Here is a 15,285-nt window from a genome sequence, read left to right as displayed (position 1 = left end):
GGCGCCGGCCCAAGCGGCCGGCGCCTTTTCGCTGTCGCCTTCACCGCAGCAATCGAACCCGTCCTTGGGCCTGCGCTGCTCTGTAACATAGACGAATGGCTCCGGTAGCCCGGACATGAAGGGCGTCGCGCGCAAGGCGAATCCCGACTAACATATCCGCCCCCTGCCTAAGGGAGCGGAGCCGATGGTAAAGCCTGCAGGTGAAGCACCATCATCGCTCAGGACGGTGACAGCCATCGCCGGTGAGCGTCGCCAGGTCACGGCGCTGTTCTACGATATCGTCGGCTCCACGCATCTTCTCCAGAAACTCGACCCGGAGGATTTCGCTCTCCTGCAGCGTCAGGTTCACAACCGCGCAGCCTCCGCGATCAGCAGCAACGGCGGATATTTCGACCGCCTCCAGGGCGACGGCGGATCCGCCTATTTCGGATTGCCGGTCTCGCAGGAGGATGCCGCGGAATGCGCCGTCGCTTCGGCGCTGGAACTGGTGGAGTGGAGCCGCACCTTCAACGAGAATGCGGAACCCGGCGAGGAACTGCGCGTCCGGGTCGGGATCGCAACCGGCATGGTCATCGTCTCCGACGTGGACGGCTCGGCCCTTCCGGGACCGAAGGAGATCATCGGAATCGCCCCGACTCTCGCCTCGCGCATTCAGGCGGAGGCGGACCCCAACAGCGTCCTGGTCTCGGATGCGACCTACCGGCTGACCCGCGGCGCCTTCGAATACGAGTTCACCGGCGAGCGAAGCCTGAAAGGCTTCGAGGGCTCCGTGCGCCTGTGGAGGCTGATCGCGCAGCGCCCGCTGGCGGACCGGTTCTCATCCTCGCATCAGACACTGACGCCCTTCGTGGACCGCATCGATGAACTCGAAGCCTGCCGGCAACGATGGGCCGAGGCTCGGGAAGGGCGAGGACAGGTCATCGTCATCGCGGGTGAGGCAGGAATCGGCAAATCGCGTCTGGTCGCGGAGTTGAGTCACGATGTCTCCTGCGCCGGATGCGAGACGTGGATCCTTCAGTGTCTTCCCCGTGGCAACAATCGCCCGCTGCATCCTTTCACCGACGCCCTGAGGCTGAGGATCCGGAACGATGCGCCGGGACCTTCCGCCCTCAATGGTCAGGACATACGCGCCTTCCTGCACTCGACCGGCGCAGAGATCAGCGACAGCACCATCGCGATGCTGACATTTCTGTCCGGCGGCAGGAGCGATTCCGCCTCGCATATTCCCTTCCCCGACCTCTCGGCCGATGACGCGAAACGACAGGCAATCGATGCAGTCTTCGAGGTCCTCACGGCCCTGTCACGGCGCAAGCCGCAGCTGGTTGTGCTCGAGGATATTCACTGGGCCGACACCCTGACCCTGGCCACCATCGCGGAGCTGACATCCAGGATCCGGGATGAGAAGGTGCTCGCCATCCTGACGACGAGGGACACTTCCCCGCCCCTTCCGGTCGAGCCCAACGTGATGGCGATGTCCTTGCCGCGGCTCGAAGCGCAGGACACGCCGCATCTGCTGGAACCGATCTGGAGCAATCCGCTCCCGGAAGGCCTCGCCCACTTCATCCATGAGAAGAGCGAGGGGGTTCCGCTCTTCGTGGAGGAACTCGCCACCCTGCTCAAGGAGCGCTTCGGGGGCACGCCATCGACAGCAAAGGATTGGAGGCGCACGCTCAAGGAAAGCAATGTCGCCTCCCTTCAGGAGCTGCTCTCGGCAAGGCTCGCCGGCCTCGGCGAGGCACGGCGGGTGGCGCAGGTCGCCAGCGTTCTCGGGCGCGAATTCCAGGCAAGCCTGCTCTCGCATCTCATCGACGAGAGCGCCTCGGGCATGTCCCTCGACAGGTTTCTCACCGAGCTGGTGCAGGCGGGAATCGTCAGGCGCCAGGGAGCCGGCAGTGAGATCTCATACCGCTTCCGGCACATTCTTCTCCAGGAAGCGGCCTATGAGAGCCTTCTGAAGGCAGACCGCCGCGAGATCCACAAGAGGATCGTCGAACTCGTCGAAGCCGGAGTGGCTCCGCCCCCGCCGGACGAGATCATGGCATGGCATTGCGAGCAGGCGGGGCGGCCCCTTGATGCCGCCTCTTACGCCGTCCGGGCGGCCGAGAACTGCGCCATGCGCTCTGCCATCCACGAGGCCGAACAGCTTCTCGCCATGGCGGAGAACAATCTATCCCGCTGCGAGCCGGGAGCGGAGACCGAGGATGTCCGGCTCCAGCTTCTCGCCACCAAGGGCCCGGTCGCGATCTCCACCTTCGGGAAGGGATCTCCCGAAGCGCGGACGATCTACGATCAGGCGATTGCGATCTGCCGGCAGCGCGAGATCGACGACAGGGAGAAGTGGTTTCCGCTCTATTGGGGCTGGTGGTACACCGCGCCGGACGGCGACACCAACAGGAGCCGGTCCCGGATCCTGATCGAGGATCTCGACCGGGCGAAGCATCCCGAGGTCAGACTCCAGAGCCTTCATTGCGCCTGGGCCGCCAATTTCCATGCCGGCCAGCATGGTCTCTGCATGGATTGCATCGAAAGAGGGTTGACGCTCTACGACCCGGAGCGCGGACGCGTCAGCCGCGTCCGGTACGGCGGGCATGACGCGAATGTCTGCGGCCTCGGCGAGCGGGCGCAGCTCCTGTGGCTCACGGGCGATCCCAGCGGTGCGGATGAGAGCATGGCGAAGGCGCTCGAATGGGCCGAGGCCATCGACCATCCCGGCAGCCTCTGCCATGCGCTCGACATCGCGAACCTACTCAGCTGCTACAAGCGCGACATCGCCGGAACCATCGCATTCTCGCGCCGCCTGCGCGAGCTTGGAGAAACCTACGAGCGGCCCGAGATCCGTGCGAAGAGCCGCATCTTCGGAGGCTGGGGCATCGCTCTTCAGGGACAGGTCGCAGAAGGTCTGCAGGAACTGGAAGAGGGGCTGGAAATCCAGCAGGCCACCGGGACGGATGAGGATGTGCCCGTCTATCGAAGCCTCTGGGCGGAGCTTTTGGTTCTCTCCGGAAGAGCCGAACGCGCTCTGTCCGTCCTCGATGAGGCCATCCGGGATGCGGAAGCGACGGGCAATCTCGTCTGGGCTCCGGAGCTCTACCGCCAGCGCGCTTCAGTGAGGGAGCAGGCGCAACCCGACCGCAGCGCATCGCTGCAGGATCTCGAGCGCGCCCTTGCGCTGGCCGAGACGCAGGGAGCGAAGGCCCTTGCCGAACGCGCTCGCGCGGATGCCGAACGGCTGCAGGACCAGCCGTGAAGGCGACCCACGCGCCAGCGGCATCGGCGGTTCCGGAACTGCTGGAGATGCATCCGGCCTGGAGCATGGACGAGAGAGACAATGCCGCCTCTGACTCTTGGCTCCACCGGCTGATCGCAAGGAGAGGCGATTTCGGCATCACCCGGATCGGATCAGTCACCAGGCTCGACCGGATCGGCATTCCCATGGTGCAGGTGGCAAGGCCGCTCTCGCTGTCCAACGCCGTCAGTCAGGGCAAGGGCCTGACCTTCGCCGAGGCGACCGCATCGGGACTGATGGAAACCATCGAGAGCTGGGCGGGAGAGAACCTTCCGCAAAACCGGCTGGTGAGTTGCACGGCCGAAGCCTGGGGAGAGGATACCTGCCGTCTTTACGAACCTTGGACGACAGGCGATGCTCCAGGAGAGTGGCGCGGCCGTCCAATCGCCTGGATCGAGGGCTGGGACCTGTTCAGCGGCGACACCAGGCCAGTGCCGGTTGCTCTTGTCGACACCATCTACACGCTGCCCTCTCCGCACCCAGTGATGTTTCCGCGCACGACGACGGGGCTCGGCGCGGGTAGAAATCTCGCCCGCGCCATCATTCAGGCAGGTCTCGAGATCCTGGAACGGGAGGCCATCGCACAGGCCCGTCACGATCCGCACTTCTTCGACATGAACCAGGTCGACACCTCAAACCTGAGCGATGCTCGGTGCACGGAGCTTCTCGCCAGGATCCGGCAGGCCGATCTCCTCTGCGCGTTGTGGCTGACGCCTGCGGCTCATGGCCTGCCGGTCTACTGGTGTCACGTGATGGAGCGCGGTCCGCCTCGCGAACTGGTCCCTCTGCCGAGCGAGGGCTTCGGATGCGATTTCACCCATGCGGGCGCTGTTACGAAGGCTGTTCTCGAAGCCTGCCAGGCCAGGGGCACGGCCATATCCGGGGCAAGAGAGGACATCACGCGGGCGCACTATCCCCAGGACTACGATCGCGCGCATCTGGCGGCGTGGCGGGAGCAGCTTGCGTCCCCGCGGCGGCTTCGCCTCGCTCCCCGTTCAGATGCGCGAGAGGAAGTGTCCGATCAAGTCAAACTGAAGCGCGTGACGGACGCATTGCGCGAGGCAGGGGCGAAAGCGGCCATCGTCGTTCCTCTGTTCAGCGATTCCGAAAACGACATCCATGCAGTACGCCTCGTTGCGCCGCCCCTGCGCCTGGACCCGGGGGCGTGAGATGGGAACCGTCGTCGCCTTTCTCGGCCCAACCCTCAGGCGCGATAACGCAATTCTCCGCCTCGATGCGATCTGCTGTCCGCCTGCGGAACAGGGCGATATCGTTCGCGCCGTTCTTTCGATGCAGGCAGCCGTGATCGTGCTGATCGACGGCGTATTCGCACAGGCGCCCGCAATCCGGCACAAGGAAATCCTGTGGGCGCTCGCCCGTGGCGTCCATGTGGTCGGAGCAGGCAGCATGGGAGCCTTGCGGGCGGCCGAGCTGCACCCCTTCGGAATGCAGGGGCATGGCCTTGTCTATCGTTGGTACAGGGTCACTCCCCTTGCCGACGACGACGAGGTCGCCGTCGCGATGATGCCGCGGGAACTGGGGTCCCATGCGCTCAGCGAGGCACTGATCAATATCCGTCTCACCCTCCGGAAAGCCGAGCGGGCGGGCATCATCACACAGGAACTCCGGCAATCGCTCGGCGAGATCGCCCGCAGCCTCCACTTCGTCGACCGCACCTATCAGGTTCTTTTCCAGCGCGCCTGCATCCTGCTCCCGGAAGAGCAACGGATGCCGATCGAGCCGCTGAAGGACTGGATCTGCACGAATGCTGTCGATCAGAAGCGCATCGACGCCGTCGGCCTCCTGCGCCGGATCGTATCCGAACGGGATGCGTTGCTCGCAACGCGCCACGATCCGACATTTTCGTTTCGCATGACGGAGGCGTGGGCTGCGGACCTGGATACGGCCGGATTGTACGGTCCCGATATCCTTTAGAGTGATCCCTGTCCCTTTAGAACCTTTGTTGAAAACGCGGCTTGATCCCATGGTTTGGAATGGCGTTCCCATGCGCTTGAGGACGATGCACCCATGGCTGCTTCCGCGACATGGTCCCTCGATGCCGGTTCAACGGCGGCCAGTTCCGGAACGCGCTTCCTCGTCTATCCTCAACCGCCCTTCGTGCCGGGTTACGAGCGACCCGAACCCGTCTGGCTGCCCTTCCCTCCGGGCGAGATTGCGCCGGGCCCGGAGAGCCGGCTTGCCTATGTCCGGGATCCCATCCTCCCGAAAGCGCCTTATGAATCGCCCTATCTGCCGCCCTATCGCGGCCTGAGCCATCCACGCGCGGAGCCTGGACCGGACGGGCACTTCGATCATCTCGAGCCGGGGTCGCGCGCCTTCATGGCCGCTCACGCCTTCGCTTGCGTGCACCGGGTCCTCGACATCTGCGAGAACTACGCCGGGCGTCCCCTCCCCTGGTTCTTCACCTCGAACTTCGAGAAGCTCGAGATCGTCCCGAATTTTCCCTGGAACAATGCACAATCGGGCTTCGGCTTCATCGAGCTCGGGGAGGACGACAGCAGCGACATTCCTTTTCCCTTCGCCCTGAACTTCGACGTGATTGCGCACGAGGTCGCTCACCTCGTGCTCTTCAGCGCCCTCGGACCGCCCCGCACCGGCGCTCCGACGGCGGATTTCGGCGCCTATCACGAAGCCGTCTCCGACTTCCTCTCGCTCGTCGGCCTTTTGCATTTCGATACGGCCCTCGACCGGATCCTGCGGCGGACGCGCGGCAATCTTCTCGTCATGAATGAGCTCGACCGCTTCGCCGAGCTGACGGACGAACGGCAGGTCAGGCGTCTTAGCCATTCCCTGCGTCTGCCGGATGTAGGAAGTGAAGTGCATGACCGCTCCCGGCCTTTTGCGGGAGCCTTCTTCGACGCCTTGATCGAGGTCTACCAGGTGATCCTGTTCGAGCGCGGCCTGACGGAGCTCGACCCGCGCGATTTCTCCTACCTTCGGATGGAACTGGGCGCGCATGAACTCGAACGGCAGCTTCAAACGACGGCGGAGGATTACGCGCTCCGCCATTTCGCCGTGAAGGCGGCGCTGGCGGATGCGCGGGACATCCTGGGACGCACCCTTGCCCGATCCTGGCGTTTCCTGGAGGCGGACGGCCTCAGCTTCGGCGACGCCAGGGAGGCCCTCGTCCTCGCCGCCCGGTCCGGACCGGACCGCGCCTATGCCGATCTGATCGCGGCCAACTTCGCCTGGCGGGGCTTCGGATGATTCCGGCCCGCGAAAAAGGCCGGCACGCCAGCAGTCGTTCTCGTGAAGAGAGGTGACACGTCATGTCAGAATTCGATCTCGCTCCGGCACCGGGCGGCAGAAGGTTCGCTCCCGATGAAGTCATCATCTATGGGGTCGATCTGAAGACAGGTCCGAACGATGACCCACACGCTGAAATCCTCGTCCGAAAGGACTGGATCATATCGCTGCGCTCAGCCTCGGACCCGGCGGGAAGCCAGTATGAGATCGTCGCAGCCTATGGATATGCCTATGAAGGACATTGCTACCGCTTCGACCGGCCGAAGATTCTGGTCTTCGACACGGACGATGGAGGCGCTGCTCCAGGCGCGCGAGCTGAAGGATGCGGCTTTGGCATCTCGGCGGACTACAAGATGTGGCGGGTCCGTCCTGATGCGGATGTGCTCGAACTGGCGCCCCAGACGGATTCCTTAAGGAAGGTGCTGCTGGAAGCCAATATGCCCGGCCAGCGGCCGCCGAACACCTATTCCTCGCACATGATGCTGGCGCACCGCGGAGGGCGGCTGACAGGGTCCGGCTCCTGACCCGCTCCGGAAGCTGCCGGGTTCGCCGCCGCTCTCCCTTCGTAGGGTAGCCAGTTCCGATGGTCTCGGACAATATCTGGCAAAACACGGGAGGGCCGGCATGACCACGACCGCTTACGACAGGGACCTCGATAAGAACCCGGCGAACCATCAGCCGCTGACGCCCCTCGCCTTCCTGGAGCGGGCCGCGAGCGTTCATCCGGACCGCACCGCCATTATCCATGGCGCGACGAGGCGCAGCTACCGCGAGTTCTATGCCCGCTCGCGCCGTCTCGCCTCGGCGCTCGCCGGGCGCGGCATCGGGCGCGGCGATACGGTCTCGGTGGTGCTGCCCAACACGCCCGCCATGCTCGAATGCCACTACGGCGTGCCCATGGCCGGAGCGGTGCTCAACACCCTCAATACCCGCCTCGACGCCAAGATCATCGCCTTCTCCCTCGACCATTGCGAGGCCAAGGTGCTGATCACGGACAGGGAATATTCGGCCGTCGTGAAGGCGGCCTTGGAACTGGCGAAGGTCAAGCCGCTCGTCATCGACTACGACGATCCGGAATTCGCAGGCGCAGGCGAGCGCCTGGGCACGATGGAATACGAGGATTTCCTGGCCGAGGGCGATCCCGACTTCGCCTGGAGCCTGCCCCGGGACGAGTGGGACGCCATTTCGCTGAACTACACCTCCGGCACCACGGGCGACCCGAAGGGTGTCGTGTACCATCATCGCGGAGCCTATCTGCTCGCCATGGGCAACATCGTCACCGGCGGCATGGGCCAGCACCCGGTGTACCTGTGGACGCTGCCCATGTTCCACTGCAACGGCTGGTGCTTTCCCTGGTCGCTCTCCATCGTGGCCGGCACCCATGTGTGCCTGCACGCCGTGCGGGCAAAGCCCATGTACGACGCCATCGCCGACCACGGCGTGACGCATCTGTGCGGCGCGCCCATCGTCATGTCGACGCTCCTCAATGCACCGGCAGGCGAGAAGCGTCCCCTGCCCCACATTGTCCGCTTCTTCACCGCCGCCGCCCCGCCGCCGGAAGCCGTTCTCGCCGCCATGAAGCAGGCGGGCTTCGACGTGACCCATCTCTACGGGCTGACCGAGGTCTACGGCCCGGCGGTCGTCAACGAATGGCACGAGGAGTGGAACGATCTGGATGCTTCCGGATATGCCGCGAAAAAGGCCCGCCAGGGCGTGCGCTATCCGGTGCTGGAAGCCCTCGACGTGCTCGACCCGGAAACCATGCAGCCGGCGCCCGCGGACGGGACCACGCTCGGCGAGGTCATGTTCCGTGGCAACGTGGTGATGAAAGGCTACCTTAAGAATCCGAGCGCCACGGCGAAGGCCTTCGAGGGCGGCTGGTTCCATTCCGGCGATCTCGGCGTCAAGTACCCGGACGGCTACATCCAGCTGAAGGACCGCTCGAAAGACATCATCATCTCCGGCGGAGAGAACATCTCCTCCATCGAGGTAGAGGATGCCCTCTACAAGCACCCGGCCGTCCAGGCGGCGGCGGTGGTGGCAAAGCCCGACGAGAAATGGGGGGAAACGCCCTGCGCCTTCGTGGAGCTGAAGCCTGAAGCGGATGTCTCCGCAGAGGATCTCATCGCCTGGTGCAAGCAGCACCTCGCCTCGTTCAAATGCCCGCGCACCGTCGTCTTCACGGAGCTGCCCAAGACCTCCACCGGCAAGATCCAGAAATTCCGGTTGAGGGAGATGGCCCGCGCCGCGCGGTAAGAGAGCCGAGCCTCAGCGGCCCTTCCAGACCGGCTTGCGCTTGCCGACGAAGGCGTCGATGCCCTCGCCCGCATCCTCCGCCATCATGTTGCAGGCCATGACGCTGCCCGCATAGGCATAGGCCTCCTCCAGGCCCATGGAGCGCTGCCGTGCGAACATGGCCTTTCCGGTGCGGATCGCGACGGGGCTCTTGGCGCAGATGTCCGCGGCAAGCGCCGCCACGGCCTCGTCGAGTCCGGCATCCGGCGCCACCCGGTTCAGGAGACCATAGGACAAAGCCTCCGCCGCCGGAATGAAGCGCCCCGTCACCAGCATGTCGAAGGCCTGCTTCGCCGATACGTTGCGGGAGAGCGCGACGGCGGGCGTCGAACAGAACAGCCCGACATTGATGCCGGAGACGGCGAAGGTGGCGCTCTCGGCGGCAACCGCGAGGTCGCAGGTGGCGACGAGCTGGCAGCCCGCGGCCGTCGCCATGCCGTGCACCCGCACGATGACCGGCACGGGCAGGTTGACGATGCTCAGCATCACCCGGCTGCATTGCGCGAAGAGAGACTCGTAATAATCCTGCCGGGGATTGGCGCGCATCTGCTTGAGATCGTGTCCTGCGCAGAAGGCCTTGCCCGCCCCCGCCAGAACCACGCAGCGCACGCTCTCGTCCGCGCCAATGTCGTCCAAGGCCGTCTGCAGCGCCGTCAGCATCTCCTCCGACAGGGCGTTGAACTGGGCGGGGCGGTTGAGGGTCAGGGTGGCGACCCCGTCCCGATCCTCCCGCAGCAGGATGCTCTCGTTGGCTGAAGTGGCTGGCAGGCTCATCGGCAATCTCCTCGCGGCGAGTGTAGAGGACATCGCGCGGGTGGTCCAAGCCTGGTGGTCCAATTCTCTTGCGTCGGCCCGAGCGACAGCCGATCCTGAGGCACGTTCGTCTCACCGGAGGCCAGGAGCACACCATGAGCCAGCACCCCGTCAGCCGCTTTCCCGTTCCGGATCTCGCCGAGATGCCGGGGGACATCCGGGAGCGCATCCTGGCCGTCCAGGAAAAGTCGGGCTTCATCCCCAACATTTTCCTGGTGCTCGCCCGCAGGCCGGACGAGTTCCGCGCCTTCTTCGCCTATCACGACGCCCTGATGGACAAGCCCGGCAACCTGACCAAGGCCGAACGCGAGATGATCGTGGTCGCCACGAGCAGCGCCAACCAGTGCCAGTACTGCGTCGTCGCACACGGAGCGATCCTGCGCATCCGGGCCAAGAACCCGCTGATCGCGGATCAGGTCGCCATCAACTACCACAAGGCGGACATCACGCCGCGGCAGAAGGCCATGCTGGACTTCGCCCTGAAGGTGGCCCTGGAAGCCCATGCCGTCGGCGATGCCGATGTTGCGGCCCTCAAACCCCACGGTTTCGACGAGGAGGATGTCTGGGACATCGCGGCCGTCGCGGCCTTCTTCGCCATGTCGAACCGCCTCGCCAACGTCACCAGCCTGCGGCCGAACGACGAGTTCTACATGCTGGGCCGGAGTGTACCCGCAGCGTAAGCCGTCCCCGCCCCTCAGATCCAGGAGGCAATCGCCTCCAGGGGCTTCTTGATCCCGCCATGGACGGGCACCTTGCAATCCTCCGCCGGGTAGCCGGCGACGAGGAGGATGTAGGGCTTCTCGGTCTCGGGCCGGCGGCAGATCTCGTTCAGGAAGCCCATGGGGCTCGGGGTATGGGTGAGCGTGACGAGGCCCGCCTCGTGGAGCGCGGCGATCAGGAAGCCGGTCGCGATCCCCACCGATTCCGGCACGTAGTAGTTCTTGACCTTCTTCCCGCCGGGCCCCTCGCTAGAGCGCTGACCGAAGATCGCGATCAGGACCGGCGCGGTTTCGAGAAAGGGCTTGCTCGCATCGGTGCCGAGGGGCGCCAGGGCATCGAGCCATTCCTGGGGCGCGCGCCCGTTGTAGAACTCCCGCTCCTCGACCTCCGCCTCCTCGCGGATCCGGTGCTTCGCGTCCGGGTCCACGATGACGGCGAAATGCCAGGGCTGGAGATTGGCTCCCGAGGGCGCGGTTCCGGCGGCCAGCAGCGCGTACTCGACCGTCTCCCGCGGAACGGGTTTGTCCGAAAAGTCCCGCACGGTGCGCCGCCGCCGGATGTCCTCATAAAAGGCTTTGGCGCGGGCGATCATCTCCTCAGGCGGATAGGAGCGATAGGCGCTCAGGCTCTCCAGGACGGGACCTGTCATGTATGGCTCCGGCGGTTCAGCGACGCCTCCAGTTAGAGCATTTCCGCTGCGTTGGGTGCAAGCGCCGGCGGGAAAGCCGTTCCGCGGCCGCAGGGCGGCAGCCGCACATGGGCGCGGCATCGAGCGGCCCCGTGTCCCGGAGCCGCGATGCGAGGAAGCTTCACGTGAATGCCCGATCCTGCCCTCAGCAGGCCTTGGCCTTCTTGATGTCCAGAACCATTTCCACGAGATCGACGATGCGGCGCTGGATCTGGATGTCGTCGAGGGTGGCGAAGGCTTCGATCAGGCGGGTTCCCTCGGCGGTGCTGGTCACCCTCCCGAAAGCGCTCTCGACGTTGCCTTTGCTCCCGGACTGCTCAGTCACCCCTTCGAAGAAGTACTGCACGGGCACACCCAGCGCCCATCCAACCTCCACGAGCCGGCCGGCCCCGACGCGGTTCATGCCTTTTTCGTATTTCTGAACCTGCTGGAAGGTGAGACCCAGAGCCTCGCCAAGCTTTTCCTGGCTCATCCCGATGGCTATGCGCCTCGTCCGGATGCGGTTTCCGATGTGACGGTCAATATCGCTCGGCGACTTCTTCATGGGCCCTCGTCCAGCACGACCTCAATGCAGGGCGCTCGGACGAGACGGGGCGCGAAAGCCCAGAAGGCGGTCGATATCCTCCGCCAACCTCTGCTGATCATCTCTCGGCATGAGAGCGATGCGCTCGGCTACGTAAGCCTGGATGCGCCCCCAATCATCGCCAAAGCGTTCCACTGCTTCTTGGCATAGCTCAGCCAAGCTCTCCGGCCCATGACTAATACGCTGGATCATACACCCCCCTTGTTCAACACAGATGTAGAACGGCCCAACATCTTGACCCCTTCAGCCTCCGCAGCAGCCGTGTTCCTTAGGCGAGGATCGACCAGGCAGTTCAAGGGGCTCAAGTTCATGAACAAACCGACCTTCAACGTTGAACGCCACGACAACCTCATCCGTGTCGAGGTGGTCACGACCCCCGAGCAGCTTCTGCACGCCCATGCGATCCGGGCGATCTGCTTCATGGAGGAGCACGGGGTTTCCGCGCGCCAGACCTATGACGGCAACGATTATCAGGCCACCCACATCATCGTTTATGCGGGAGATGAGCCCATCGGCACGGCGCGGATCCGCTGGTTCAAGGATTTCGCGAAGATGGAGCGCACGAGCTTCCGCCAGGCCTGGCGGGATCCCCGCGTCATCAAGCGCTGTGCCGAGTTCATCTTCGAGCACATCGCCCGCAAGGGCTATGACCGCGTCATCACCCACGCCCAGCCCAAATACGCCCGCCTGTGGCAGAGAATGCTGGGCTTCAAGCCGGCTGCCGGCAAGGAGCCGCTCCATTTCGACGGGCACGAGGAGCCCTATATCGAGCTCGTCAAGGAATTGACCCCGCCCGCGAACGCGATCACCCAGGATTCCGACGCCGCCATTCTGTTCCGCATCGAAGGTCATTGGGACACCCACTCCGAATTCGAGGCGGCGGGCGCATGAGAAAAGGCTTTGCCGACGAGGCCGAGGACCTGGAGCGACCGGACGGGGAAGTCGTCTCGGACTACCTCCAGGCCTATCTCCAGCAGGTCGTCAGCCTCCACATGGCCATGTTCCAGAAGCTTCTCTTCGACAGCGATGGAGTGCCGGCCGAACTGGCCGAGCTCTTCGAGGATGTGGGGAGAACCTATCTCGACCTGTCGGAGAGCATCAGTCGGCACCATCTCCAGCGGCGCCTTTCACAGGTTGAAGAGCAGCTTGATGCCGGTATCGAACCTGCTCTGCGGCGGGTCGAGGCGCATCTTGGGATTGAACCAGGGGTTCGCCGGGCCGAACATTTCGCAAAGCCAGTCGAAGACTAGGCTCACAGGGCGCGCGTTGAGCCGCTCCGTGAGCGCGAGCGCATAGAGCGGCACGGAAATCTTGACGTCGAGTTCGAGCGGGACCGCATTGGGCTCGAGGATCGTGTAGCTGCCGAGCAGGCCGACCCCGAGCCCGGCCTTGACGAGCATGCCATAGGCCATGGAGTTGTCGCAGTAATGGGCGACCTGACCCTGGGCGACGATGCGGCTCCAGGAATCCCACAGGCCCGTCTTGGCCGTGTAGAACTCGGATTGCAAGAAAAGGTGCTGCGAGAGATTCAGCCGGTTCGGAATCCCGTGCTGCCGGATGTAGGATTTCGCGACGATGGGGATGAAGTGCAGACAGCCCAGCTTCCTCACCGTGATGTCGGCGGCCTCCGCCGGAGCGAAGCCGATCATCATGTCGGTCTGGTTGTCCCGCAGGCTGACCAGGTTCGAGGGGCTCTTCAGGTGCAGCTGGATCTTCGGATGGTCCACGGCGAAGGTCGAGACGGCGGGCGCGACGAAGAAGGTGTTCAGGCCGTCCGTGATGCTGACCCGCACGATCCCTTCCGCCTTCTTGCTCTCCGCCTTCAGGTCGTTCGTGAGAGCAAAGAGCGAGTGGTCGAGGGCCGTGAGCGCCTGCGCCAGGGCCTGCCCCTTCTGCGTCAGCTTGACGCCGTGCTTGGTCGGCACGAAAAGCTGCGAGCCCATCAGGTCCTGAAGCCGCTTGACCTGTCGGCTCACGGTGGGCTGGCTGGTGTTCAGGATCTCGGCCGCCCGGTTGAAGGACTTGGCCTTGGCCACGGCAAGAAAAACCCGCAGCTCCCCCCAGAACTGGCCGCTCAGGATGTTTTCGCTATCGAGAGGAGAGCGAATGAGGTTTCGTTGATCAGGATCGAACGGCTTCATCTGTCCTCTGCCGGAGGGCGGAGTTTCTGGTAGGAATAAAGCTATACAACCAGAAGGATCCCCGCAATCCTGGGAAATGCCGGTTTTTTGCCAAAGACCTTGAGCAGGAGGGGGCAAAAGCTTCACGCTCCGGTCGAAGCGGGGCCGGGACGGACAAAGCCCTGGCCATGACGAAAGCCCGCGCCCCTTTCTGAAAGACAGCCGGCAGGCGGGCCGCGGCTGCGGCCTTGAGGCTCAGGCCGCCGCCCTGGCCCGGTAGGCCCATCCCATCTTGCCGAGGCGAATGAAGGGCTCCTCGATCCACCGGTAGGTCAGGCAGGACAGGGCGATCGTGGACGGAACGGTCAGCAATGCGAGCGCGATGAAATAGGGCCACGTCCTGAACTCGAACTGCCGGTGCACGATCCCGTACTGCACCAGCACCAGCACGATCATGTGGACCAGGTAGATGCTGAAGGAGATCTTGCCCAGGAAGACGAGAGGGTGAACGGTCAGCGCCTGGTTCATGCCGGGACAGGTGCAGAGGGCCGCATAGATCAGCAGCCAGGCGGCTGCCACGTAGGAGCCGGTCAGCACGACGACCGCCGCCGCTCCGATCAGAAGGGCGGCGAGCCCGACCTGCGGCAGTTTGCGGGCATGCTCCAAGGCGAAGTAGCTGCCGATCCCGACGAGGAAATACACCATGGAGAGCGGCAGGAACGAGCCTCCCGGGAAGGAATAGACCTCCCCTGCCAGGGTGATGCGGCTGCCTGCGATGAGAGCGCTGGCAGCGAAGAGCGGCAGGAACAGTTCCAGACGCCCCTTCGCAAGGGCTTTTATCAGGAACGGGGCGATGAGATAGAACTGCCACTCCAGGGACACGCTCCAGGCGGGCGACAGAAGCGCCTTCGACGCCCTCGGCAGCCACTCGTGAGGGATCGCCCCGTGGGCCATCACGGAATAGGCCCCAGATATTCCCAGATATAGCTCTTGTCGAAGATGAAGAACTTCGGCGAGACGCCGTAAGAGAACAGGACGACGACGCCGATGCAGGACGCCATCAGCGGGAAAAGCCGCAGCCAGCGCCGGACGATATAGGTCCCGTAACTCTCATTGGACGTGATCACGAGATGCGTGATGACGAAGCCGCTGATGATGATGAAGACGCGGACGGCGTCGTCGGGCCCGGCGATCACGCTGAGAGGCCAGACGACCTGCTTCGACAGTCCTGCCTGCTGCAGCAGGTGTCCGAACATGACCCACAGGGCCAGCAGCGAACGCGCGCCCTCAATGGCCTGAAATCTCTGCTGGCCGCTCTGCATCGCCACGCCCCCTTGGCATGTACGATACTTTGCACCCGATGGCAGCGATCTTTCTGCCACACCTTCCGCCGGGCTGAAGGCTGCGGGTGAGATGCGAAGCACGGGCCGTTCCGGAGAAATTCAAGCAGGAACGGGATGTGTTCCTCGACGGCTGGAAGACGAAGGCCGCGACGAGAGCCAGGGAGACCGCT

General features: G+C 64.3%; 15 protein-coding genes. 8 read left to right on the top strand and 7 right to left on the bottom strand.

Going from position 1 to position 15,285, the window contains the following annotated elements:
* The first annotated feature begins 184 nt into the window (after positions 1-184).
* The 6 genes from LG661_RS06485 to LG661_RS06460 all read left to right on the top strand — a co-directional run bounded on the left by LG661_RS06485 (position 185) and on the right by LG661_RS06460 (position 8,809).
* A complete protein-coding gene (locus LG661_RS06485) occupies positions 185-3,247 on the top strand; it encodes an ATP-binding protein (protein ID WP_230531060.1) in 3,063 nt (1,020 codons plus the stop codon).
* Positions 3,244-4,455: a YcaO-like family protein gene (locus LG661_RS06480; RefSeq protein ID WP_230531059.1), complete on the top strand. Its 1,212-nt coding sequence runs from the start codon at positions 3,244-3,246 to the stop codon at positions 4,453-4,455. Before LG661_RS06485 ends, LG661_RS06480 begins: the two co-directional genes overlap by 4 nt.
* A 1-nt stretch (position 4,456) precedes the next feature.
* Positions 4,457-5,221 carry a TfuA-like protein gene (locus LG661_RS06475; protein WP_230531058.1) on the top strand — a complete coding sequence of 255 codons (765 nt, stop codon included), beginning with the start codon at positions 4,457-4,459 and terminating at the stop codon, positions 5,219-5,221.
* A 93-nt stretch (positions 5,222-5,314) separates the two neighbouring features.
* Positions 5,315-6,514, top strand: a complete 1,200-nt coding sequence (locus tag LG661_RS06470) for a gluzincin family metallopeptidase (RefSeq protein WP_230531057.1) — start codon at positions 5,315-5,317, stop codon at positions 6,512-6,514.
* Between the two features lie 62 nt (positions 6,515-6,576).
* The gene (locus tag LG661_RS06465) at positions 6,577-7,077 is read left to right on the top strand and encodes a hypothetical protein (protein WP_230531056.1); all 501 of its coding nucleotides are present in this window, start codon (positions 6,577-6,579) and stop codon (positions 7,075-7,077) included.
* A gap of 100 nt (positions 7,078-7,177) precedes the next feature.
* Positions 7,178-8,809, top strand: a complete 1,632-nt coding sequence (locus LG661_RS06460; protein ID WP_230531055.1) for an acyl-CoA synthetase — start codon at positions 7,178-7,180, stop codon at positions 8,807-8,809.
* A gap of 12 nt (positions 8,810-8,821) precedes the next feature.
* On the opposite strand, the gene LG661_RS06455 is transcribed toward LG661_RS06460, so the two are convergent.
* A complete protein-coding gene (locus LG661_RS06455; protein ID WP_230531054.1) occupies positions 8,822-9,622 on the bottom strand; it encodes an enoyl-CoA hydratase in 801 nt (266 codons plus the stop codon).
* Positions 9,623-9,756: 134 nt separating this feature from the next.
* On the opposite strand from LG661_RS06455, the gene LG661_RS06450 reads away from it, so the two are divergent.
* The gene (locus LG661_RS06450; protein WP_230531053.1) at positions 9,757-10,341 is read left to right on the top strand and encodes a peroxidase-related enzyme; all 585 of its coding nucleotides are present in this window, start codon (positions 9,757-9,759) and stop codon (positions 10,339-10,341) included.
* 14 nt (positions 10,342-10,355) lie between these two features.
* Here LG661_RS06450 and LG661_RS06445 read toward each other — a convergent pair whose 3' ends face one another.
* On the bottom strand, positions 10,356-11,030 hold the full coding sequence (locus tag LG661_RS06445; protein ID WP_230531052.1) for a nitroreductase family protein: 675 nt from the start codon (positions 11,028-11,030) through the stop codon (positions 10,356-10,358).
* A gap of 184 nt (positions 11,031-11,214) precedes the next feature.
* Positions 11,215-11,613 carry a helix-turn-helix domain-containing protein gene (locus LG661_RS06440; protein ID WP_230531051.1) on the bottom strand — a complete coding sequence of 133 codons (399 nt, stop codon included), beginning with the start codon at positions 11,611-11,613 and terminating at the stop codon, positions 11,215-11,217.
* Between the two features lie 348 nt (positions 11,614-11,961).
* Between LG661_RS06440 and LG661_RS06435 the strand changes: the two genes are divergently transcribed.
* The gene (locus tag LG661_RS06435) at positions 11,962-12,543 is read left to right on the top strand and encodes a GNAT family N-acetyltransferase (RefSeq protein ID WP_230531050.1); all 582 of its coding nucleotides are present in this window, start codon (positions 11,962-11,964) and stop codon (positions 12,541-12,543) included.
* On the opposite strand, the gene LG661_RS06430 is transcribed toward LG661_RS06435, so the two are convergent.
* From LG661_RS06430 to LG661_RS25050, 4 genes are all read right to left on the bottom strand, one after another.
* On the bottom strand, positions 12,501-12,764 hold the full coding sequence (locus tag LG661_RS06430; protein WP_230531049.1) for a hypothetical protein: 264 nt from the start codon (positions 12,762-12,764) through the stop codon (positions 12,501-12,503). The two genes, LG661_RS06435 and LG661_RS06430, sit on opposite strands and share 43 nt — an antisense overlap.
* A 15-nt stretch (positions 12,765-12,779) precedes the next feature.
* Entirely contained in the window at positions 12,780-13,793 is a 1,014-nt protein-coding gene (locus LG661_RS06425) for a LysR family transcriptional regulator (RefSeq protein ID WP_230531048.1), read from the bottom strand.
* Positions 13,794-14,027: 234 nt separating this feature from the next.
* Positions 14,028-14,726: an acyltransferase family protein gene (locus tag LG661_RS06420; RefSeq protein ID WP_268995437.1), complete on the bottom strand. Its 699-nt coding sequence runs from the start codon at positions 14,724-14,726 to the stop codon at positions 14,028-14,030.
* A complete protein-coding gene (locus tag LG661_RS25050; protein ID WP_268995436.1) occupies positions 14,726-15,094 on the bottom strand; it encodes an acyltransferase family protein in 369 nt (122 codons plus the stop codon). Before LG661_RS25050 ends, LG661_RS06420 begins: the two co-directional genes overlap by 1 nt.
* Positions 15,095-15,285: the final 191 nt, after the last annotated feature.

Source organism: Microvirga roseola (assembly GCF_020866965.1).
GTDB lineage: Bacteria > Pseudomonadota > Alphaproteobacteria > Rhizobiales > Beijerinckiaceae > Microvirga > Microvirga roseola.
This window is presented reverse-complemented; position numbering and strand designations above follow the sequence as displayed.